The following is a 19391-nucleotide window of genomic DNA, read 5'->3' as shown; positions in this document are numbered from 1 at the left end:
CCCGTCTCGCGACGGGGCCCTTCTCCTGTTCGGCGCGGCTCAGTCGAAGAGCGCCGGGAGGGTGCCCTCCCAGGCCTCGCGGAGCTCGTCGAGCGGGAGTTCGCCGAGGTCCTGGATCTCCAGGGCGTTCGACTCCGGGTCGACGACACCGACCTTGCGCCACGGCAGGGCGCGCGCGGTGCACATGTCGGTGAAGCGCTGCTCCTCGGTCCGCGGCACGGCGACCAGCACGCGCCCGGCGGACTCGCTGAACAGCTCGGTGAACAGGTCTCCTTCGAGGAAGACCCGCGCACCCGTCTCGCCGATCAGGCACGTCTCGACGAGCGCCTGGGCCAGACCGCCCTCGGCGAGGTCGTGCGCGGCGGAGACCATGCCGTCGCGGGAGCCCGCGACGAGGACCTCGCCGAGCAGCTTCTCGCGCTGGAGGTCGGCCTTCGGCGGCAGGCCGCCGAGGTGGCCGTGGACGACGTGCGCCCACTCCGAGCCGCCGAACTCGTCCTTGGTGTCACCGAGCAGCAGCAGCGTCTCGCCGGCCTCGGCCCCGATCCCGGTGGGGATGCGGCGCCGCACGTCGTCGATCACGCCCAGCACGCCCACGACCGGCGTCGGCAGGATCGCCGTGGAACCGGTCTGGTTGTAGAAGCTGACGTTGCCGCCGGTCACCGGGATGCCGAGCTCCGCGCAGCCGTCCGCGAGGCCCTTCACGGCCTGCTCGAACTGCCACATGACCGCCGGGTCCTCCGGCGAGCCGAAGTTGAGGCAGTTGGTGACGGCGACCGGCGTGGCACCGGTGCTGGAGACGTTGCGGTAGGCCTCGGCCAGCGCCAGCTTCGCGCCCTCGTACGGGTCGAGCAAGGTGTAGCGGCCGTTGCAGTCGGTCGAGAGGGCCACACCGCGGTGCGTCTCCTCGCCGATGCGGATCATGCCGCCGTCGCTGGGCTGCGCGAGGACCGTGCCGCCGCGGACGTAGCGGTCGTACTGCTGGGTGACCCAGCGCTTGGAGGCCAGGTTGGGGCTGGCCGCCTGCGACTTGATCAGCGCGAGCAGCTCGTCGCGCCCCGGCTTGGGCAGGCTGTCCGGCGTGTTCGCCTGAAGCTCGTCCTGGTCGGCCGGGCGCTGGATCGGCCGGTTGTAGACGGGGCCCTCGTGGGCGACGGTGCGCGGTGGCACGTCGACGACGACCTCGTCGTGGTACGTGATGACCAGGCGGTCGCCCTCGGTCACCTCACCGATCTCGGTGGCGATGACGTCCCACTTGCGGCAGACCTCCATGAACGCGTCGACGTTGGCCGGCTCGACCACCGCGCACATGCGTTCCTGGGACTCGCTGGAGAGGATCTCCGCCGGGGTCATGCCCGTGGCCCGCAGCGGCACCCGCTCCAGCCAGACGTGCATGCCGCCGTCGCCCGCGGACGCCAGCTCGCTCGTCGCGCAGGACAGGCCCGCGCCGCCGAGGTCCTGGATGCCGACGACGATGCCCTTCTCGAAGAGCTCGAGCGAGCACTCGATCAGCACCTTCTCGGTGAACGGGTCGCCGACCTGCACCGACGGCAGCTTCTTGCGCTTGCCCGCGGTGTCGTCGAACGTCTCGCTCGCCAGCACGCTGACGCCGCCGATGCCGTCGAGGCCGGTGCGCGCGCCGTAGAGGATGACCTTGTTGCCGGCGCCGGACGCGTGCGCGAGGTGCAGGTCCTCCACCTTCATCGCGCCGACGCACAGCGCGTTGACCAGCGGGTTGCCCTGGTACGACTCGTCGAACACGACCTCGCCGCCGATGTTCGGCAGGCCGAGGCAGTTGCCGTAGCCGCCGACGCCCGCGACGATGCCGGGCAGCACCCGGCGCGTGTCCGCCGCATCCGGCTTGCCGAAGCGCAGCGGGTCCATGACCGCCAGCGGCCGCGCACCCATCGCGAGGATGTCGCGCACGATGCCGCCGACACCCGTGGCCGCACCCTGGTAGGGCTCGACGTACGACGGGTGGTTGTGGCTCTCGACCTTGAACGTGACGGCCCAGCCGTCACCGATGTCGACGACGCCCGCGTTCTCGCCGATGCCCGCGAGCATCTTGGCGCGCATCTCGTCGGTCGTGGTCTCGCCGAAGTACTTGAGGTGCACCTTGGACGACTTGTAGGAGCAGTGCTCGCTCCACATGACCGAGTACATGGCGAGCTCGGCGTCCGTCGGCCGGCGGCCGAGGATCTCCTTGATGCGCGCGTACTCGTCGTCCTTGAGGCCCAGCTCCTTGTAGGGCTGGTCCTGCTCGGGCGTGCTCTCGGCGTTCTTGACGGTGTCGATCATGCCTTCACCACCGTGTCGAGCAGGGACAGGAACATGCCCAGTCCGTCGTCGGTCGGGCCGGTGAGCGCGTCGATGGCGTGCTCGGGGTGCGGCATGAGGCCGACGACGTTGCCCCTGGCGTTGGTGATGCCCGCGATGTTGTTGCGGCTGCCGTTGGGGTTCTCGCCGACGTAGCGGAAGACGACGCGGCCCTCGCCTTCGAGTTCGTCGAGGGTTTTCTCATCGGCCTGGTAGCCGCCCTCGCCGGACTTCAGCGGCACGAGGATCTCGGCCTTCGCGTCGTAACGCGTGGTCCAGGCCGTGGTGTTGTTCTCGACGCTGAGCCACTGGTCGCGGCACACGAAGTGCAGGCCGCTGTTGCGGACGAGCGCGCCCGGCAGCAGGTGGGCCTCGGCGAGGATCTGGAAGCCGTTGCAGATGCCCAGAACGGGCATCCCCTTGTTCGCGGCCTCGATCACTTCCTGCATGACCGGAGCGAACCGCGCGATGGCGCCACAGCGCAGGTAGTCGCCGTAGGAGAACCCGCCGGGCACGACGACCGCGTCGACGCCCTTCAGGTCGTGGTCGCCGTGCCACAGCGGCACGGCCTCACCCTCGGCGTAGCGGACGGCGCGCTGCGCATCGACGTCGTCGAGCGTGCCGGGGAAGGTGATGACACCGACCCTCATGCCTCGACCCTGCGCACGGTCCAGTCCTCGATCACGGGGTTGGCGAGGAAGGTCTCAGCGATCTTGGCGAGCGTGGCGTCGTCGACGTCGTCGGCGACCTCCAGCTCGAAGTGCTTGCCCTGGCGGACGGCGGTGATGCCGTCGAAGCCAAGACGCGGCAGCGCGTTCGCCACCGCCTGGCCTTGCGGGTCGAGAATTTCGGGCTTCGGCATGACGTCGACGACGACTCGGGCCACGACAGACTGCTCCCGGGTTTGAGGGGGCTGGCGGTACCCGGAGAGCCTACCTGACCTGGGTGTTCATCAACTCGACAGGTGTTGGGCAGCACATATTCAGGCGGCTCCACCATCGGGTGAACCAGCTTGTCCAGGCCGTGTCGTTTGCTAATCTTGGACCAGCTTCGGCCCGTAAGCCGGAGAAGTGAGCACGGTGCCCGTCCGGACGGTCGGCCGCCGTGCTTCGCGCTTTCTAGGGCGTCCTCGTGTCGATGACCTCGCCCAGCAACGGCTGAACCCGGCGCAGCCAGTCACCGCCCGCGCCGTAGCACCAGACCACGATGTCCGCGATCCACAGCAACGGGTCGTGTTAGCTGGGCACGTGTTCGTAGAACAGGCCGGTGCCCCACGCCGACCGGCCGAGCGCCGTTCGGATGGTCAGCAGGTCGTGATCGTCACGGACCTCGCGGCTGTCGAAGACCAGCCGCGTCACGCCGATCTTCTGCACGTCGTTCGTCAGACGCGCGACGCACGTTTGGCGTGCCTGTTCTTCGCCCTTGCGGCAGCACGCGAGATAGATGTCGACGTGGACCACCGCCGGCACCAGTGCCGACAGGATCTGCTTGCGCCGAGCCGGGGTCTCCTTCTTGAAGTGCAGCTCGCGCTGGTTCGGCATGCGCAGGCCCATGAGCAGCTTGCGCAGCTTGGTCAACTGGCCGGGCGAGATGACGGCCACGGCCAGCAGGTAGGTGTTGTTTCGCCGCGACTCGTCGACGAAGGCGTGCAGACTCACGGAACGTTCATCGGCCGGTCCCGAACAAGACTGGATCATCAGAACGGTCTGTTCCGCCGACAGCGGATCGCGGTGGCACCCCACCCCGATCGGACGGATGCTGGAGAGCATGAAGATCCTCGTGCTCGGCGGAACCGTGTTCCTCAGCAAGGCCGTCACGGCGGAGGCTGTCCGCCGCGGCCACGAAGTGTTGTGCGGCGCGCGCGGCGCCTCGGGTGCGGTTCCGGAGGGCGCGCGGCTGGTCAGCATCGACCGCGACGAGCCCGGCGCCTACGACGAGCTGGCCGGGGAGCGGTTCGACGCGGTGATCGACGTGTCGAAGTACTCGGTCACCTGGGTGCGGGAGGCGTTGCGGGCGTTCGGGGAGACGACGCCGCACTGGACGTTCGTGTCCAGCATCTCGGTCTACGCCGACCACGCGACCGACGAGCTGCACCCCGCGCTCGAGGACGACCCGGCCGAGGAGTTCACGTCCGAGCGGTACGGCGGCATCAAGGTGGCCAGCGAGAACGCCGTCAACGAGGCCGTCCGCGGCCGGGAGTTCATCGTGCGCGCCGGGCTGATCACCGGGCCGGACGACCCCAGCGACCGGTTCGGGTACTGGCCCGCGCGGATGGCCCGGGGTGGGCGGGTGGTCGTGCCGGACAGCCCCGACCTGGGGTTCCAGCACGTCGACGTGCGGGACCTCGCGCGGTGGATCGTGTTCGCCGCCGAGGAGCGGGTCACCGGCACGTTCGACTCGACCGGGCCGGTGCAGCCGTTCCAGATGGCCATCGGCGAGATCGCCGGCGCGACGGCCGCGCCCGGCACGCAGCTGGTGCCGGTGGGCGAGGACGTGCTCGAGCGGCTCGAGGTCAACCCGTGGTCCGGGCCGCGGTCGCTGCCGTTGTGGCTGCCGAGGGCGTGGGCCGGGATGGTCGGGCGCGACGTCGGCCGGGCGCTGGCCAACGGGCTCAGGACGCGGCCGCTCGCCGAGACCGCGCTCGCCTCGCTGGAGTACGAGCGCGGCCTCGGGCTGGACCGGCCCCGCAAGGCGGGGCTCACCGAGCAGGACGAGCAGGAGGTCCTTACAGCAGTGAGTTGATCTGCGCGGCGACCAGGTCGATGCGCACGCCCTGGTTCGGGCAGCCGCCGAAGTGGTGGAGCCCGATCACCTTGTGCGTGCGCCTCGACAGGACCGGCGAGCCGGACGAGCCGCCTTCGGTGTCGCACATGTAGCTGATGTCGGACTGCGAGACGTTGCCGTTCACACGCACCGCCCGCACGATGCAGTAGCCGCTGCCGTTCTGGGTGTCGCGCAACGACAGCTTCTTCAGCTTCCCGGCCGGGTGGCCGATGACGTACATCTCCTCACCCACGGCCGGAACGCGCGCGTCCAGCTCGAGGTAGCCGAACGAGCTGATGGCCGCGAAGTTGTTGACGCTGAAGAGGGTGTAGTCGAGCGGTGCGTCGGTCTTGAGGACCTGGGACGCCAGCACCTTCGTCGTGGTGGCGGAGTTGGTGCCACCGCAGGTCGGGCACTGGTAGTTGAACCACACCTCGATGCCGCTGGTGCTGGTGAAGCAGTGGTTGTTGGTCAGCATCCGGTTGTTCGGGCCGACGCGCCACGCCGTGCACAGCGAGCTGCCGTTGCGCAGCAGCTTCGCCACCGACGCGGTCTTGCCGAACTCGGTCGGGTTGCTCGACTGGTAGCAGACCGCGTCCTTGTAGTCGTTCGTGCCGCAGATGCTCTTCACCGACGGCTGCGCCGACATCTCGGCCTCGGTGTAGCCGCGCGTCAGCTTGTCGATCCGCACGCGCGACAGCGGGTTCGTCACGGAGACCACGGCCCGGTCGCCGGTGATCGACATGGCCCAGAAGCCGGACTGGTCGACCGTCGCCGTCAGGGAGGAGCGCAGGTCACGGGTGTACGTGTACTTCTCGGTGCCGTCGGGGTTCGACACCGTGAGCACGTCACCGGGCAGGATCCGCAGGTCGGTGAAGTGCAGCTTCACGTAACCGGAGCCGGGTCGTTCGACGAGGGTCGTCCGGGTGGCGCCACCCACGCGGACCGAGACGGATTCCTCGGTGCCGATCTCCTGCGACTGCGGCGTGGAAGCCTGCGCAGGTGTAGAGGTGGTGGTAGCAGGGACAAAGGTCGTCATCGGCAGGGCGAGTGCCAGTGCCGTGAGGAGTTGCAGGGTTTTCCTCATGCCCTTTGATACTTCCGACGTCACCTGACCGTGTCAGCCCGCCAAACGTCGGTAATGGAGGAATCTGTGCAACTTGTCCATTTCGGTCATGCCTGCGTGCTCGTGGAATCGGGGTCGACGCGAATCCTGATCGACCCCGGCACGTTCTCCGCGGGCTTCGAGGGCCTGACGGACCTGGACGCGGTGCTGATCACCCACCAGCACTTCGACCACATCGACTCCGAACGCCTGCCCGCGCTGCTCGAGGCCAACCCGCAGGCGCAGCTGATCGTCGACGAGGGCACCGCGCCCGACGTCCAGAACGCGACCGTCGCCCGGCCGGGTGACGTGTTCAAGGTCGGCGAGCTGGCGGTCAAGGCCGTCGGCGGGCAGCACGCGCTGATCCACGCGGACATCCCGATCGTCCCGAACACCGGGTACGTCCTCGGCGACGGCGCGTTCTACCACCCCGGCGACTCGCTGTTCGTGCCGGACGAGGACGTCGACGTGCTCGGCGTGCCCGCGGGCGCGCCGTGGCTGCGGGTCGGCGAGGCCGTCGACTTCCTGCGCGCCGTCCGGCCGCGCGTCGCCGTGCCGATCCACGAGAAGACGCTCGCGCACGTCGGGATGGCCACCCGGTTCTTCGAGATGCTGAAGCCGGAGGGCACCGAGGTCAGGCAGCTGACGCCCGGCGAGGAGACGGCAGTCTGACGTACGTGGTCGGCTCGGCGGCGTGGGCGAGCGCGATGTCCACGGCGTCGAGCACGGCCTGCCGCGCGCCGGGCCGGTGCAGGTCGCGCCCGTCCACGGTGATCCGGGTCAGGCCACCGCGGCGGGCCGACCGCGCCGCCGCGTAGACCAGCGCCAGCGACCGCAGCTCGCCGAAGCTGGTGCGTTCGGTCAGCGCGTGCAGCCGCCCGAGGGTCGCGAGGCCGCTGCCGACCTCGCGGACGGCGTGCGCGTCGGCGCAGAGCCGGAACCGGTGCTTGGCCAGCGCGAGCAACGTGCCGGGCGACGCCACGCAACGCCGTGGGGCGAACGTGTCGGCGCTCAGACCGATGGCTTCCATCTGCACACGCGCACCCGTCAGCAGCAGACCGGCTTCGTAGGCGGGCAACCGCCGTTGGCCGAGACCGTGCAGGACGACGGCGTCACCGAGCGCGGCGCGGTGCCGCACCCAGTCCTGCGCCCCGCCGAGCTCGCGAGGGGTCACGAGCAGCGACAGCGGCACCTGCCGCGGGCCGAGGGCCGCGGCGAGATCAGCGCACCGGTCGAGTGTCTGCGGACCGATGCCGGACAGGGAGACCACGAGCTGTGAGTGCACTCGTCGAGTGCGCCACGCCGTGGTGACGTCCGCGTGACACCGGGACCAACTCAGGCGAGCCAGTCGGCGAAAGCCCGGCCCGTCAGCTTCTCGTAGGCCTCGACGTACCGCGCGCGGGTGGCCTCGACGACGTCCGCGGGCAGCGGGGGCGGCGGGGTGTCGCTCTTGCGGTCCCAGCCGGAGGCGGGCGAGGTGAGCCAGTCGCGCACGTACTGCTTGTCGAACGACGGCTGCACGCGGCCGGGCTCGTAGCCCTCGGCCGGCCAGTAGCGCGACGAGTCCGGCGTGAAGACCTCGTCCGCGAGGATCAGCTCGCCGTCCTTCGACAGCCCGAACTCGAACTTCGTGTCCGCCAGGATCAGGCCGCGCGTCAACGCGTACGAGCGCGCCTCGCGGTAGAGCTCGATCGTGCGGTCGCGCAGCTTCGACGCCAGCTCGACGCCGTGCTTCTCCGCGATGACGTCGAACGACACGTTCTCGTCGTGCGCGCCGATCTCGGCCTTCGACGCGGGCGTGAAGATCGGCGGGTCCAGCTCGGACGCCTCGACCAGCCCGGCCGGCAGCTCGATCCCGCACACCGCGCCGGTGGCCGTGTAGTCGGCCATGCCGGAGCCCGTCAGGTATCCGCGCGCCACGCACTCGACGTCGACCATCCGCAGCTTGCGCACCAGCAGCGCGCGGCCGCGGACCTCGGCCGGGATGCGCGGGTCGTCGCAGGAGACGAGGTGGTTCGGGGTGAGCCGCTCGAACCAGAACACGCTCATCGCGGTGAGCACGCGCCCCTTGTCGGGGATCTCCGTGCTCAGGACGTGGTCGTACGCCGAGATGCGGTCGGACGCGACGAACAGCAGCAGCTCGTCGTCGACGTCGTAGAGGTCGCGCACCTTGCCGCGGGCGACGTGCTGGTAGTCAGCGAGCGTGGACACGCTGGTCAGCCTACGTGCCGACGCACCGGGCGCCGATGCACACCCCGCACTACTACAAACCTGGGACAAAGAGACCTACAGTGCACCCGTGTTCACCCGAAAGTCGCTGTGGATCCCTGTGCTGATCAGCGCGGGACTGCTCGTCGTGCTGGGCGTGGTCGGGTGGAGCTTCGACTCGAGCCCCGTGTCCTCCAGACCCCCGTCGGGCGCGCCGAGCACGAGCGGTACCCAGTCGGTCAGCATCGTGCCGACCCCGGACCTCGCCGAGATCACGGTCCAGACCACCACCTCGGCCACGTCGACGACCACCACGCGGACCACGCAGCCGAAACCGCCGCCCACGCAGAGCGCCCCGCCCGTGCAGCAGCAGCCGCCGACGACGACCGACTCGCCCCAGCGCGGACTGCTCGTCAACGAGGGCGCGACGTGCGACCCCGAGGGTGCCCGCGGCATCGGCCTGCTCAACGAGCCGCTGGTGTGCCGCAAGGACCCGCAGCGCGGCGACCGCCTGCGCTGGCAGAAGGCCTAACCCGCGGCCCACTCCAGCACGTCGATCTTGTCGCCGACCGCGATCGTGCCCGTCGCCACGACGGCCGCCTTCATGCCGAACGTGACGCCGCCGTCCGGGTCGCGCCGGTAGGTGGCGAGCGTCCTGGTCGGCTCCGGGCCGTCGCGCAGACCGGTCTCCTGGTCGACCATCGGCACCGCGCACCGCACGCAGTCCTTGGCGTAGCCCAGTTCCACGTCGCCGATCACCGCGCGCCGCACCCGGTCCTCGGTGTGCGGTTCGGGCCAGCCGGACACGACCACGTTGGGGCGGAAGCGGTTCATCGGCACGGGCTCGCCGCCGCGTTCCAGGATTCGCGCATTCAGACCGTCCACAGAGGACAGCGAGACGACCAGCAGCGGGTGCGCGTCCGCGTACCCGACCAGGCCCGCGGTCCGGCCGCCGGACTCGCGGTGCAGGTCCGGGGGCGTGCGCACGAGCCGCACGGATTTGCCGAGCACGTCGGAGAAGTACGCGGCCGGCGCGTCGCCCTGGTCGATGCCGGAGCCCTGCCACCGGTGCACGACGACCGGAACCCGTTGTCCCTCCGGCACGACCGGGAACGACTCCCCGCCGACCACCAGCGAGGAGTCCACGAGGGACGGTCGCAGCGCGGCCATCGCCGGAACCTTGCGCTGCGACAGGAACACGCCCTCGTCGTCGACCAGCATCAGCATCCGGTCGTCCCGCAACCCCGTGAGGTCGACGGGCGAGGACGCGACGGAGGTCCCGGCGCACCCCTTCACCGGGTAGACGTGCAGGCCGGACACGATCACAGGATGGGCTCCGGCTCGTAGGCCGGGTACTTGTCGACGACCGCGGCGACCTGCTCCACGACGGACGCGACCTGGGCCGACGCCACCCCGGTGAACGACAGGCGGTCGGCGAGCAGCGCGTCGAGCGCGGCGCGGTCGAGCGGGAGGCGCGAGTCGGCGGCCAGGCGGTCCAGCAGGTCGTTCTCCGCGAGGCCCTGCTCGCGCATCGCGAGCGCGACGGCCACCGCGTTCTCCTTGATGGCCTCGTGCGCGGTCTCCCGGCCGACGCCCGCGCGCACCGCCGCCATCAGCACCTTCGTGGTGCCGAGGAACGGCAGGTAGCGGTCGAGCTCGCGGGCGACCACGGCCGGGTACGCGCCGAACTCGTCGAGCACCGTCAGGAACGTCTCCAGCAGGCCGTCGAACGCGAAGAACGCGTCGGGCAGCGCGACCCGGCGCACCACCGAGCACGACACGTCGCCCTCGTTCCACTGGTCGCCCGCGAGCTCGCCGACCATCGACAGGTAGCCGCGCAGGATCACCGCGAAGCCGTTGACGCGCTCGCACGAGCGGGTGTTCATCTTGTGCGGCATGGCGCTGGAGCCGACCTGGCCGGGCTTGAAGCCCTCGGTCACGAGCTCGTGACCCGCCATCAGGCGGATGGTCTTCGCGACCGACGACGGCGCCGCGGCGAGCTGCACGAGCGTCGAGACGACGTCGAAGTCGAGCGAGCGCGGGTAGACCTGGCCGACGGAGGTCAGCACGCGTTCGAAGCCGAGGTGGCCCGCGACGGTCTGCTCCAGCTCCTGCAGCTTCTCCGGCGTGCCGAGCAGGTCGAGCATGTCCTGGGCGGTGCCGACCGGGCCCTTGATGCCGCGCAACGGGTACCGGGAGATCAGCTCGTCGAGCCGGGAGAACGCCACCAGCAGCTCGTCGGCACCGGTCGCGAACCGCTTGCCGAGCGTCGTGGCCTGCGCGGCCACGTTGTGCGAGCGGCCGGCCATCACGAGGTCGGAGTGCTCGGCGGCGAGGCGCGCGAGGCGGCCCAGCACGGCGGCGACCTTGGACCGGAGGAGTTCCAGGGACCGCAGCACCTGCAGCTGCTCGACGTTCTCGGTCAGGTCGCGCGAGGTCATTCCCTTGTGGACCTGCTCGTGGCCCGCGAGCGCGTTGAACTCCTCGATGCGCGCCTTCACGTCGTGCCGCGTGACCCGCTCGCGCGCGGCGATCGACTCCAGGTCGACCTGCTCCAGCACGCGCTCGTAGTCGGCGACCGCCGTCGCCGGCACGTCGATGCCGGCCGCTGCCTGGGCCCGCAGCACGGCGAGCCAGAGCTGGCGCTCCAGCACGATCTTGTGCTCGGCCGACCAGAGCGTCGCGAGCGACGTGGAGGCGTAGCGACCTGCGAGGACGTTGGCGATGCGCGGCTTGCTCACGCCGCCAGGCTAGTGCACCGCGACGTCACTGCCAGGGGATGCCGGAGTAGGTCACGAGCGTTGTGAGCACCCCCACGCGCATGGGCACGGTCTGCCGCAGACCGGCGCTCGTCACCGGGTTGTAGTTGTGGCTGGTGATCCGCACGACGAACTTGTTGTCGAACACCCGCACGGATTCCGCCCGCGCCACCTCCGAGCCGCCCTCGTTGAACTCGGCCTCGTGGACGACCGTGCCGTCGGCCTGCGGGAACTCGCGGCACGTGGTCGCCGCGGCGCAGAAGCTCGAAGGCGAGAAGCCCAGCTCGCCCGCCTCCACGCGCAGCGCCGTCGGCCCGATGTCGTCGGTCAGCTGCAGGTAGCCCGAGAGGTCCGGGTCGCCCGGCCTCTTGCTGCTGCTCGTGGGCGGCGTCGACCCGAAGCCCCCGTAGACGGGGTACCGGCCGACGCGGAGGTCCCCGTAGATGTCCTTGAGACCGGGCATCACCTCGTCGAGCCTCGACGCGAGCGCGTCCCCGATGCGGCGGGCGCGCTTCTCGGCTGATTCGCTCGGCGCGGCGGACGACTCGCTCGTCTGGACCTCGGAGGCGAACTGCTGGTCCCGGTCGCGCGGCAGCAGACCCGGCAGCGAGAACGACGCCACGGCGATCACCGCCGTAGCCACGCCCACAGCGACCAGCGCTCGTCGACGACTTTTTTTCTGCTCGACCCGCCTGATCAGCTGGTCGGGGTCGAAGTCGAGCGGCGGCTCGTCCCAGACGGCCAGCAGCATTCCCTCGCGGATCTCCTGCTCACTCACGACGCGACCCTCCCCGAACTGTTGTCGAGCTTCTCCACGATGGTGCGCAGTGTCGCGAGACCGCGCGCCGTCTGGCTTTTGACCGTTCCCTCGGTGCACCCCATGGCCACCGCCACCTCGGCGACCGAGAGGTCTTCGAAATAACGCAGCACGAGCACCGCTCGTTGCCTCGGGGGCACCTGCAGCAGCGCGGTGTGCACGAGCTCACGTGCCCACAGCTTCGCGCTCGTGGTGTCCGGGTCCACGGTGGCGTCGGCGGCGTCGGGCAGCTCCCCGTCGCGCTGCTCGGCTCTGCGCCACGGCCTGCGCTTCTCGTCCAGCCACGTGCGCAGCAGCACCTTGCGGGCGTACGCGATCAGGTTGTCGAGGTCCTTGATGCGCTTCCAGGCCATGTACATCTTCATGAGGCTCGACTGCATCAGGTCCTCAGCCGTGTGCCAGTCGCCACAGAACAGATAGGCAGTGCGTCGCAAAGACGCGGCATTGGCTGCCGCGAACTCGCGAAAGCCCTGCTCATCGGCCTTGCGCATGCGATCCCCTCTCGCGTCCTCACCCAGGGGAACGCGTCGGGGGAACGTGAGGTTGCATCACACGTGACGCGAAAGAGCTGAACGGAGCATCCTCGCCGCCACGCCCCTCGGGTCCGACTTCAGCTCGATGAACGAGTTGACGACCGACCCGTCCACGAGCGCGATCAGCTCCTCCACCCGGTCGCGCGAGATCTCCCGGCCGGAGCGGGCGAAGATCTCGGCGATCAGCTCGTGCAGCTCCTTCGACATGACCCGCATCAGCGGCCGCAGGTACGGGCGGCGGCCGGTCGCGACGAGGCGTTCGTAGCGCAGCAGCATCGTCTCGGTGTCGGTCACGGCCTCGCCGACCAGCAGGTCGAGGATGAACTCGATCAGCACACCGTCGTCGGCGAGCCGCTGCGCCGGCGTGGCCGCGAGGCGGTGGCGGCAGCTCTCCAGCTCGCCGCGGCCGTGGAGCTCGACGGCGGCGGTGACGAGCTCGTCCAGCGAGTCGAAGTAGTACGTGGTCGACGCGAGCGGCAGACCTGCGCGTTCGGCGACCGCGCGGTGCCGGACCGCGTCGAACCCGCCCTCCACGAGCAGTTCGGCCGCGGCCTCGACGAGCGCCTGCCGCCTGCGCTCACCCTTCGGGGTTGCTGCCGTCATAGTCGAGCCAGGGTACTGGGCGGTCGGTCAGAACTTCGGGGCCAGTGCGTCGGCGACCCGCTTGGCCTGGCCTTTCAGCTCCCCGTCGCCCCGGGTGAACACGTAGAGGTCCTGCCCGCGGGCGGTCCTGACCTTCTCGGCGCCCGCAGGTGGCAGGAACTCGTCCGGCGTGACGACCGCGGTGATCGTGAGGCCGCCGACCTCGAACGCGGCCGAGCGCGAGGCGGTCGAGCAGCTCACCGAGGGCGGCTCGGCGGAGGTGGGTGAGACCGAAAGCTCGCCGGCGAGGGCGTCCGCGAGCTCCCGGTCCACCGCCGCGCAGCCCTGCACTGCGCGTGCACCGGTCGAGAAACCGGTGCTCCCCGGCGGCGACACGTCCCCCTGCGTGGACGATGCGTCACCCGGGAAATCCTTGTTCGTCTGAGGCTGCGCCTCCATCAGGGTCATCGGCGATTGTGCCGCCTCGCTCTGCTGCTGCACAGGCCCCGCGGCGCTGGAGCCGCCGCCGTCCTCGCCGTACCAGGAGTTCGCCGCGAGGACGCCGCCGAAACCCAGGACGACGGCGAAAGCCGTGCCGGCGGCGATCGAGTTGCGCCTGCGCAGCGTGGCGCGGCGCGAGGCCGTGCGGACGTCACCGGCGTCGAAGGACGCCGGTGGGGCGTCGTGCGCGGCGTCGCGGAACAGGTCCGCGAGCTTCTGCTCGTCCATCTACGTCCTCCTCCCGTTCCCGCCGGTCACGACGCCGGTCGCAGGTCGTCGACGGCGTCGCCCAGAGCTTCCCTGAGTGCCTCCAGCCCGCGCGCGGTCTGACTCTTCACAGTTCCTTCCGAGCACTTCAGCACCTCGGCCGTGGCCGTCACGTCGAGGCCCTCGAGGAACCTCAGCACGAGCACGGCCCGTTGCCGGGGCGGGACTCTGCGCAGGCCCTTCATCAACGCCTCGCGCGTCGCGACGGTGTCGCCGATCTCGTTGTCCGTCGTCGGCGACTCGGGCAGCTCGTCGGTGAACTTCTCGCGCCGCCACGGACGGCGCGACTCGTCGATCACCGCGCGCACGACGCTGCGCCGGACGTAGGCGTCGAGAGCCTGCTTGTCCCGGATCTTGCGCCACCTCCTGTGCAGTGCCACGAACGCGGTCTGGGCGAAGTCGTCGGCGCGGTGCCAGTCGCCGCACAGCAGGTATGCCGTTCGGCGCACGGCCTCACGGCGAGCCACGAAGTACTCCGCGAACTCCTGCTCGTCGCGCTGATCCACGCGGACTGCTCTCCGCTCGTTCCTCGGTTGCACTGCCAGGACGGAATCTGAGGCACTCACGGTTGCACGAACCTCCGGGGAGAGCTACATCACCCCCTCGGTCGTTCACCTGATGTGATGTGATCGGCGGCGTGACCCCCATTGACCTGCGCTCGGACACCGTCACCCGCCCCGACGAGGAGATGCGCCGCGCGATGGCGTCGGCCGAGGTGGGCGACGACGTCCTCGACCACGACCCGACGATGGCGGCCCTCGAGGAGCGCGTCGCGGACCTGCTCGGCGTCGAGGCGGCGCTGTGGACGCCCTCGGGGTCGATGGGCAACCTGATCGCCCTCTACCTGCACCTCTCGCGGGGCGACCGGTTCCTCGCGCCGCTGGGCGCGCACGTGCTGGACGCGGAGCTCGGGACCGCCGCGTGGCTGGCGGGCGGGATGCCGCACGCGCTGCCCGTGGTGTCGCCGGCGGCCGTGGTCGCCGCGGCCGGCGGCGAGTCGCCGTACTACGGCCTGCGCACCACGTTGTTGTCGCTGGAGAACACGCACAACTCCTCCGGCGGCACCGTGACCTCGGTCGACGACCACCTGGACCTGGTCGCCGCCGCCCGGTCCGCGGGCCTTGCCGTGCACCTCGACGGCGCCCGGCTGTGGAACGCCTCGGTGGCGCTCGGGGTGACGCCCGCCGAGCTGGCCGCGGGGGTCGACACCGTGCAGGTGTGCCTGTCGAAGGGCCTCGGCGCGCCGGTCGGGTCGGTGGTGGCCGGGTCGGCGTCGTTCGTCGTGGAGGCCCGGCGCGTGCGCAAGATGCTCGGCGGCGGCGTGCGGCAGGGCGGGGTGCTCGCGGCCGCGGGTCTAGTGGCGCTCGACCGGATCGACCGGCTGGCCGACGATCATTCGAATGCCTATGAATTGGCCTCCGGGCTGCGGGCGCTCGGCTGGGAGGTCGACGAGCCCGCCACGAACATCGTGCTGGCCACCGTGCCGGACCTGGAGAAGACGCTGTTGTCCTTGCGCGAGGTCGGGATCGCCGCCAGTCCGATGTCCGGCAAGGTCCGGTTCGTCACGCACGGCGACGTGGGCTCGTCCGACGTCGCCGAGGTGCTGCGCCGCCTACGAGAGGACGTCTGAGATGCGCTGGATCGTGTTCGACTTCGGCGAGGTGATCAGCCAGCGGAACCCGGCGCGGCCCGCGATGGCGGCGAAGCTCGGGGTGAGCATGGAGGTCTTCGAGTCCGCGTACTGGGACCGCGACGCCTACGACCGCGGCGGCACCGACGCCGCGTACTGGGCGGGGATCGGCGGCTCGCTGGGCGTGGACCTGGACGACGCCCTGGTCTTCGAGCTCACCGCGATGGACAACGCGGGCTGGCTCGACGACCCGGTGGTCGGGACCGTGGCGCTGATCGAGGACCTGGCCGCGCTCGGCGTGCCGCTGGCGCTGCTGTCGAACGCGCCGTCGACGTTCGCGCGGCTGGCCGAGAAGGTGTCGTGGGCGCGGCACTTCCGCCACCTGGTGTTCTCGGGCGACCTCGGCTGCGCCAAGCCCGACGCGGCGATCTGGGAGCACGTGGAGTCGGTGCTCGGCGTGCCGCCGTCCGACGTGGTCTTCTACGACGACCGCCAGTCCAACGTGGACGGTGCGCTCGCGGCGGGCTGGGACGCTCGCCTGTGGACGTCAGCCCTCGCTGCGCGCACGGAGCTGCGTGCGGAGTTCGGCGATCTCGGCCCGTAGGTCGCGGAGTTCCTGCGCGGTCTCGAGCTCCGCCACCTCGACACCGCGCAGCTTCTCCACGAGCCAGCTGGCGATCGTGCCGGTGATGACACCGAGCAACGCGATGCCGCCGATCATCAGCAGCGCCGCGACGAACCGCCCCTCTGCCGTGACGGGGTAGCGGTCGCCGTACCCGACCGTCGACATGGTGGTCATCGTCCACCACAAAGCGTCGCCGAACGTGGTGATGCTGGCGTTCTCCGCGTGCCTTTCCGCGTCGAGAACGGCGAGGCTCGCACAAAAGCCGACGATCATCGTCACACCGGCGACGTAAATGCTGACGCGTTGCCTGATCTTGTGCTGGAACTTCTTGTTGAGCAACGTCATCACGGTGATCAACCGGAGCACGCGCAACTGCCTGATCATCGGCAGGAGAACGGCGGCCAGTTCGAACAGGTGCGTCCTGAGGAACCGGAACTTGTCGACCGCGAACGTGAACCGGATGACGTAGTCGGCCGCGAACACGCCCCAGACCAGCCACAACACGATCTCGAGCGGGAGGTGCAGCGCCGCGTGGTCGTCCAGCACCTGCCACGCGTAAGCGGCGAGGAACAGCACGGCGAGTGCCGTCAACGGCCACTCGACCTTCCGTTCCCACCGTTCGAGGCGGGCCTCGCTGGCAACCAGCACCGCCCCATGGTGAGCGGTGCTCTGGAATTAATCCAGGGTCATCGCCTGGATTTGACCGCCCCGTAAGCGGCGGTGCCTGCGAGGAGTAGCACGCCGATCACGGTCAGCCAGAACAGGCCTTTCACGACGGCGCCGACAACGGCCAGCACGATCCAGATCGCGACCAGCCACCCGATGATCGCCCACATGGCGTTCCTCCCTCTTTCCCCGTGAACGTCCGGGAGCGTCGTTTTGTTGCTCCTCGTGGTCAGAGCCACGCCTTGAGCCGGCGCAGGGCCTCCTCGATGTCCGGAGTGGAGCCCGCGAACGACAGCCGCACGAAGTGGTGCCCGTCCACGGGGTCGAAGTCGATGCCGGGCACGATCGCGAGGCCGGTGTCGTCGAGCAGCCGGCGGCAGAAGTCCATCGAGTCGTCGGTGAGGTGCCGGACGTCCGCGTAGACGTAGAACGCGCCGTCCGCGGGCGCGAGCCTGTCGATGCCGAGGTCCACGAGCCCCTGCGTCAGCAGGTCGCGGTTCACCCGGTACCGCTCGAGGTCCCGCGCGGTCTCCGCGTAGGAGTCCTCGTGGAACGCCTCGACGGCGGCGTACTGCGCGAGCGCCGGCGGGCACAGCGTGAAGTTGCCCGTGAGGCAGTCCACGGCCCTGCGCAGCCGTTGCGGCAGCAGCATCCACCCCAGCCGCCACCCGGTCATCGCGAAGGCCTTGGAGAACGAGTTGACGACGATCGCCTCCCGCGACGTCTCCCACGCGCACCGCAGCGGCTCGCCGTAGCTGATCCCGTGGTAGATCTCGTCGCTGATCAGCTGGACCCCGTTGTCCTCGCACCACCGCGCGATGGGCTCGACGTGCGCGACCGTGCCGGTGGGGTTGGCCGGGCTGGCCACGATCACGCCCTTGAGCCCGGGGTCGAGCATCTCGACGGTCGGCTGGAACCGCGTCTCAGGCCCGCACGGCAACTCGACGACTTCGCATCCCAGCGCCTTCAGGATGTTGCGGTAGGCCGGATAGCCGGGACGTGCCAACGCCACCCGGTCCCCGGCGTCGAACGCCGACAGGAACGCCAGCGTGAACGCGCCCGACGACCCGGTGGTCACCACGACGTTGTCGGCGTCGACCTCGAGCCCGTACTGCCGCGCGTAGTGCCCCGCGATGGCCTCCCGAAGCTCGAGGATGCCGAGCTGCTCGGTGTACCCGAGCGCGTGCTCGCCGAGGGCCCGCACCGCCGCCTCGCGCACGGGCCGCGGCGCCGGGCTGGACGGCTGGCCGGCGGCCAGCGAGATCACGTCGCCGTGGGTCCGCTGCCGGCGTGCGGCGGCGGACAGCACGTCCATGACGTGGAAGGGCGGGACGTCGGCGCGAGCAGCCACGGTCAGCATGCCCGCCAGGCTAACTCGCGCCCGGCGTGTGGCGGCCCTGCTTCGCGGACCGAGAGGTGACCTGCCTGCTCACACACCCGGCCCGCTTGCTCCTCCAGCCGCTAGTACCCCTGGTAGCCGCCGCCCTGGGCCATCGCCTTGAGGCCGGGGTGGCCTTCGAAGCCGCCGTAGCGCGAGAACGTGTAGCGGACGCCCGCGATGATGTTGTCGACCGGGTTCCAGATGTCGTCGTGGCCCGGCAGCTTGTGGGCGTTGAACGTCGAGTCGATGCACTGCATCAGGCCCTTGGACGGCGTGCCGGCCTGTGCGTTCGAGTCCCAGAGGTTGATGGCGCGCGGGTCGCCGCTCGACTCCTTCTCGATGATCTTCCAGATCTCGTCGATGTTCTCCTCGGTGACCGGGATGCCGGCCGCCTGGAGGATCTTGATGGCCTCGCGGATCCACTCCTCGACGTTGCCGGGCGGCGGGCTGCCCGACGGAGGGCCACCGCTCGGGCCGAGGCCGCCCATGCCTCCGCCTCCGCCACCGGAAGCGCCGCCACCTCCACCACCGCCACCGCCTCCGTGGTCCGCGGTGGGAGCGACGGCGGCGGGCTTGGGTTGCGGGTCCGCGACGGCGGACTGCTGGGTCGAGTCGTCCGGCGGCGCAGTCGGGGCCCACTCGATCGGCTTGCCGGGGGCCGGGACGAACGACTGCGCGTTCGGGTCCTCCAAGGTCGAGAACTTCGGCGTCAGCGAGCCGGGGCGGCCGCGCAGGGTGCCCGCGGCGGCGTTCAGGGCCGACTCCGCCTGGGAGATCACGGGGGTCGCGTCCGACACGGCTTCGGCCACGTAACCGCGGATGACGCTGTCGACGTCCTCCTGCGGCTGGCCGTGCAGCTGCTGGCGCGTCTGCCGGGCGCGGCTCAGGAGGTTCTCGCAGATGCGGCTCATCGACGACTTCGCCGTCTCCAGCGCGGTCGCGGCCGCCTCCAGGTCGGTCGCGGCGCCGGTGAGCGCGTCGGCCGCCGCGGTGCCGCACTTCGTCACGGTGTTCATGTAGGCGACGAAGCCGTCCGCGGACTTGCCCTCCCAGGCGCCGTCGAGCTGGGTCACCGACTTCTGCAGCACGGTCGTCTGGTCGCCGCACTTGCCCGCGGCCTGCTTCCAGCGGCTCGCGATGTCGCGCACCGCCTGGGGTTGCGCGGTGTCGACCTTGTCGGCGAGTGCGGCCAGTTCGGCGCCGCCGGGCAGTGCCGAGACCTCGTCCGTCGCGCTCAC

23 protein-coding genes are annotated in these 19391 nt (G+C 70.4%); 5 read left to right on the top strand and 18 right to left on the bottom strand.

The window, feature by feature from the left end:
* Positions 1-39: 39 nt before the first annotated feature.
* From purL to ACFWGZ_RS04010, 4 genes are all read right to left on the bottom strand, one after another.
* Complete coding sequence (purL, locus tag ACFWGZ_RS04025; RefSeq protein WP_382449958.1) at positions 40-2298, bottom strand: phosphoribosylformylglycinamidine synthase subunit PurL; 2259 nt, start codon at positions 2296-2298, stop codon at positions 40-42.
* On the bottom strand, positions 2295-2966 hold the full coding sequence (gene purQ / locus ACFWGZ_RS04020) for a phosphoribosylformylglycinamidine synthase subunit PurQ (protein WP_382449957.1): 672 nt from the start codon (positions 2964-2966) through the stop codon (positions 2295-2297). The genes purL and purQ overlap by 4 nt, the downstream gene beginning before the upstream one ends.
* Positions 2963-3202, bottom strand: coding sequence for a phosphoribosylformylglycinamidine synthase subunit PurS (purS, locus tag ACFWGZ_RS04015; RefSeq protein ID WP_030465889.1), 240 nt, complete (start codon positions 3200-3202; stop codon positions 2963-2965). Before purS ends, purQ begins: the two co-directional genes overlap by 4 nt.
* A 349-nt stretch (positions 3203-3551) precedes the next feature.
* The gene (locus ACFWGZ_RS04010) at positions 3552-4085 is read right to left on the bottom strand and encodes a hypothetical protein (protein WP_382449956.1); all 534 of its coding nucleotides are present in this window, start codon (positions 4083-4085) and stop codon (positions 3552-3554) included.
* Between ACFWGZ_RS04010 and ACFWGZ_RS04005 the strand changes: the two genes are divergently transcribed.
* Positions 4084-5058 (top strand): NAD-dependent epimerase/dehydratase family protein, encoded by a 975-nt coding sequence (locus ACFWGZ_RS04005; protein ID WP_382449955.1) that lies wholly within the window; start codon positions 4084-4086, stop codon positions 5056-5058. The two genes, ACFWGZ_RS04010 and ACFWGZ_RS04005, sit on opposite strands and share 2 nt — an antisense overlap.
* Here the strand turns inward: ACFWGZ_RS04005 and ACFWGZ_RS04000 are convergent.
* On the bottom strand, positions 5042-6166 hold the full coding sequence (locus ACFWGZ_RS04000; RefSeq protein WP_382449954.1) for a trypsin-like serine peptidase: 1125 nt from the start codon (positions 6164-6166) through the stop codon (positions 5042-5044). The genes ACFWGZ_RS04005 and ACFWGZ_RS04000 overlap by 17 nt on opposite strands.
* 66 nt (positions 6167-6232) lie before the next feature.
* Between ACFWGZ_RS04000 and ACFWGZ_RS03995 the strand changes: the two genes are divergently transcribed.
* Positions 6233-6856 (top strand): MBL fold metallo-hydrolase, encoded by a 624-nt coding sequence (locus ACFWGZ_RS03995; RefSeq protein WP_382449953.1) that lies wholly within the window; start codon positions 6233-6235, stop codon positions 6854-6856.
* On the opposite strand, the gene ACFWGZ_RS03990 is transcribed toward ACFWGZ_RS03995, so the two are convergent.
* Entirely contained in the window at positions 6819-7469 is a 651-nt protein-coding gene (locus ACFWGZ_RS03990) for a DUF2334 domain-containing protein (RefSeq protein WP_382449952.1), read from the bottom strand. The genes ACFWGZ_RS03995 and ACFWGZ_RS03990 overlap by 38 nt on opposite strands.
* A gap of 50 nt (positions 7470-7519) precedes the next feature.
* Positions 7520-8395 (bottom strand): phosphoribosylaminoimidazolesuccinocarboxamide synthase, encoded by an 876-nt coding sequence (locus tag ACFWGZ_RS03985; RefSeq protein WP_382449951.1) that lies wholly within the window; start codon positions 8393-8395, stop codon positions 7520-7522.
* A gap of 88 nt (positions 8396-8483) precedes the next feature.
* Here ACFWGZ_RS03985 and ACFWGZ_RS03980 point away from each other — a divergent pair, with 88 nt between their 5' ends.
* On the top strand, positions 8484-8924 hold the full coding sequence (locus ACFWGZ_RS03980) for a hypothetical protein (protein ID WP_382449950.1): 441 nt from the start codon (positions 8484-8486) through the stop codon (positions 8922-8924).
* On the opposite strand, the gene ACFWGZ_RS03975 is transcribed toward ACFWGZ_RS03980, so the two are convergent.
* Genes ACFWGZ_RS03975 through ACFWGZ_RS03945 form a run of 7 tightly spaced genes read right to left on the bottom strand, consistent with a single transcriptional unit; the run spans position 8921 to position 14357 of the window.
* On the bottom strand, positions 8921-9712 hold the full coding sequence (locus tag ACFWGZ_RS03975; protein ID WP_382449949.1) for an MOSC domain-containing protein: 792 nt from the start codon (positions 9710-9712) through the stop codon (positions 8921-8923). The two genes, ACFWGZ_RS03980 and ACFWGZ_RS03975, sit on opposite strands and share 4 nt — an antisense overlap.
* A 2-nt stretch (positions 9713-9714) precedes the next feature.
* Positions 9715-11133, bottom strand: coding sequence for an adenylosuccinate lyase (gene purB, locus ACFWGZ_RS03970; RefSeq protein WP_382449948.1), 1419 nt, complete (start codon positions 11131-11133; stop codon positions 9715-9717).
* A gap of 25 nt (positions 11134-11158) precedes the next feature.
* Complete coding sequence (locus ACFWGZ_RS03965; RefSeq protein WP_382449947.1) at positions 11159-11929, bottom strand: hypothetical protein; 771 nt, start codon at positions 11927-11929, stop codon at positions 11159-11161.
* Positions 11926-12459 carry a SigE family RNA polymerase sigma factor gene (locus tag ACFWGZ_RS03960; RefSeq protein ID WP_329788600.1) on the bottom strand — a complete coding sequence of 178 codons (534 nt, stop codon included), beginning with the start codon at positions 12457-12459 and terminating at the stop codon, positions 11926-11928. The genes ACFWGZ_RS03965 and ACFWGZ_RS03960 overlap by 4 nt, the downstream gene beginning before the upstream one ends.
* Before the next feature lie 57 nt (positions 12460-12516).
* Positions 12517-13104 (bottom strand): TetR/AcrR family transcriptional regulator, encoded by a 588-nt coding sequence (locus ACFWGZ_RS03955; RefSeq protein WP_382449946.1) that lies wholly within the window; start codon positions 13102-13104, stop codon positions 12517-12519.
* A gap of 27 nt (positions 13105-13131) precedes the next feature.
* Positions 13132-13812, bottom strand: a complete 681-nt coding sequence (locus tag ACFWGZ_RS03950) for a hypothetical protein (RefSeq protein ID WP_382449945.1) — start codon at positions 13810-13812, stop codon at positions 13132-13134.
* 26 nt (positions 13813-13838) lie between these two features.
* Positions 13839-14357, bottom strand: coding sequence for a SigE family RNA polymerase sigma factor (locus tag ACFWGZ_RS03945; protein ID WP_382449944.1), 519 nt, complete (start codon positions 14355-14357; stop codon positions 13839-13841).
* A 182-nt stretch (positions 14358-14539) separates the two neighbouring features.
* Here ACFWGZ_RS03945 and ACFWGZ_RS03940 point away from each other — a divergent pair, with 182 nt between their 5' ends.
* Positions 14540-15481 carry a threonine aldolase family protein gene (locus ACFWGZ_RS03940; protein WP_382449962.1) on the top strand — a complete coding sequence of 314 codons (942 nt, stop codon included), beginning with the start codon at positions 14540-14542 and terminating at the stop codon, positions 15479-15481.
* Position 15482: 1 nt separating this feature from the next.
* Positions 15483-16085 (top strand): HAD family hydrolase, encoded by a 603-nt coding sequence (locus ACFWGZ_RS03935; protein ID WP_382449943.1) that lies wholly within the window; start codon positions 15483-15485, stop codon positions 16083-16085.
* Here the strand turns inward: ACFWGZ_RS03935 and ACFWGZ_RS03930 are convergent.
* The 4 genes from ACFWGZ_RS03930 to ACFWGZ_RS03915 all read right to left on the bottom strand — a co-directional run bounded on the left by ACFWGZ_RS03930 (position 16029) and on the right by ACFWGZ_RS03915 (position 19391).
* Positions 16029-16754 (bottom strand): potassium channel family protein, encoded by a 726-nt coding sequence (locus ACFWGZ_RS03930; RefSeq protein WP_382449942.1) that lies wholly within the window; start codon positions 16752-16754, stop codon positions 16029-16031. The genes ACFWGZ_RS03935 and ACFWGZ_RS03930 overlap by 57 nt on opposite strands.
* Positions 16755-16792: 38 nt before the next feature.
* Positions 16793-16942, bottom strand: a complete 150-nt coding sequence (locus ACFWGZ_RS03925; RefSeq protein ID WP_382449941.1) for a hypothetical protein — start codon at positions 16940-16942, stop codon at positions 16793-16795.
* Positions 16943-17001: 59 nt separating this feature from the next.
* Positions 17002-18132, bottom strand: a complete 1131-nt coding sequence (locus ACFWGZ_RS03920; protein WP_382449940.1) for a pyridoxal phosphate-dependent aminotransferase — start codon at positions 18130-18132, stop codon at positions 17002-17004.
* Between the two features lie 101 nt (positions 18133-18233).
* Positions 18234-19391 (bottom strand): transglycosylase SLT domain-containing protein, encoded by a 1158-nt coding sequence (locus ACFWGZ_RS03915; RefSeq protein ID WP_382449939.1) that lies wholly within the window; start codon positions 19389-19391, stop codon positions 18234-18236.

This window comes from Lentzea sp. NPDC060358, from assembly GCF_042725365.1.
GTDB lineage: Bacteria > Actinomycetota > Actinomycetes > Mycobacteriales > Pseudonocardiaceae > Lentzea.
The sequence above is the reverse complement of the archived record's forward strand: the minus strand, read 5'-3'. Positions and strand labels throughout refer to the sequence as shown.

Coding starts and splice junctions, on each gene's coding strand:
- ACFWGZ_RS03920 (WP_382449940.1), bottom strand. CDS start 18,132: ATGCTGACCGTGGCTGCTCGCGCCGACGTCCCGCCCTTCCACGTCATG.
- purQ (WP_382449957.1), bottom strand. CDS start 2,966: ATGAGGGTCGGTGTCATCACCTTCCCCGGCACGCTCGACGACGTCGAT.
- ACFWGZ_RS03955 (WP_382449946.1), bottom strand. CDS start 13,104: ATGACGGCAGCAACCCCGAAGGGTGAGCGCAGGCGGCAGGCGCTCGTC.
- ACFWGZ_RS04000 (WP_382449954.1), bottom strand. CDS start 6,166: ATGAGGAAAACCCTGCAACTCCTCACGGCACTGGCACTCGCCCTGCCG.
- ACFWGZ_RS03950 (WP_382449945.1), bottom strand. CDS start 13,812: ATGGACGAGCAGAAGCTCGCGGACCTGTTCCGCGACGCCGCGCACGAC.
- ACFWGZ_RS03935 (WP_382449943.1), top strand. CDS start 15,483: ATGCGCTGGATCGTGTTCGACTTCGGCGAGGTGATCAGCCAGCGGAAC.
- ACFWGZ_RS03925 (WP_382449941.1), bottom strand. CDS start 16,942: ATGTGGGCGATCATCGGGTGGCTGGTCGCGATCTGGATCGTGCTGGCC.
- ACFWGZ_RS03960 (WP_329788600.1), bottom strand. CDS start 12,459: ATGCGCAAGGCCGATGAGCAGGGCTTTCGCGAGTTCGCGGCAGCCAAT.
- ACFWGZ_RS04005 (WP_382449955.1), top strand. CDS start 4,084: ATGAAGATCCTCGTGCTCGGCGGAACCGTGTTCCTCAGCAAGGCCGTC.
- purL (WP_382449958.1), bottom strand. CDS start 2,298: ATGATCGACACCGTCAAGAACGCCGAGAGCACGCCCGAGCAGGACCAG.
- ACFWGZ_RS03940 (WP_382449962.1), top strand. CDS start 14,540: ATGCGCCGCGCGATGGCGTCGGCCGAGGTGGGCGACGACGTCCTCGAC.
- ACFWGZ_RS04010 (WP_382449956.1), bottom strand. CDS start 4,085: ATGCTCTCCAGCATCCGTCCGATCGGGGTGGGGTGCCACCGCGATCCG.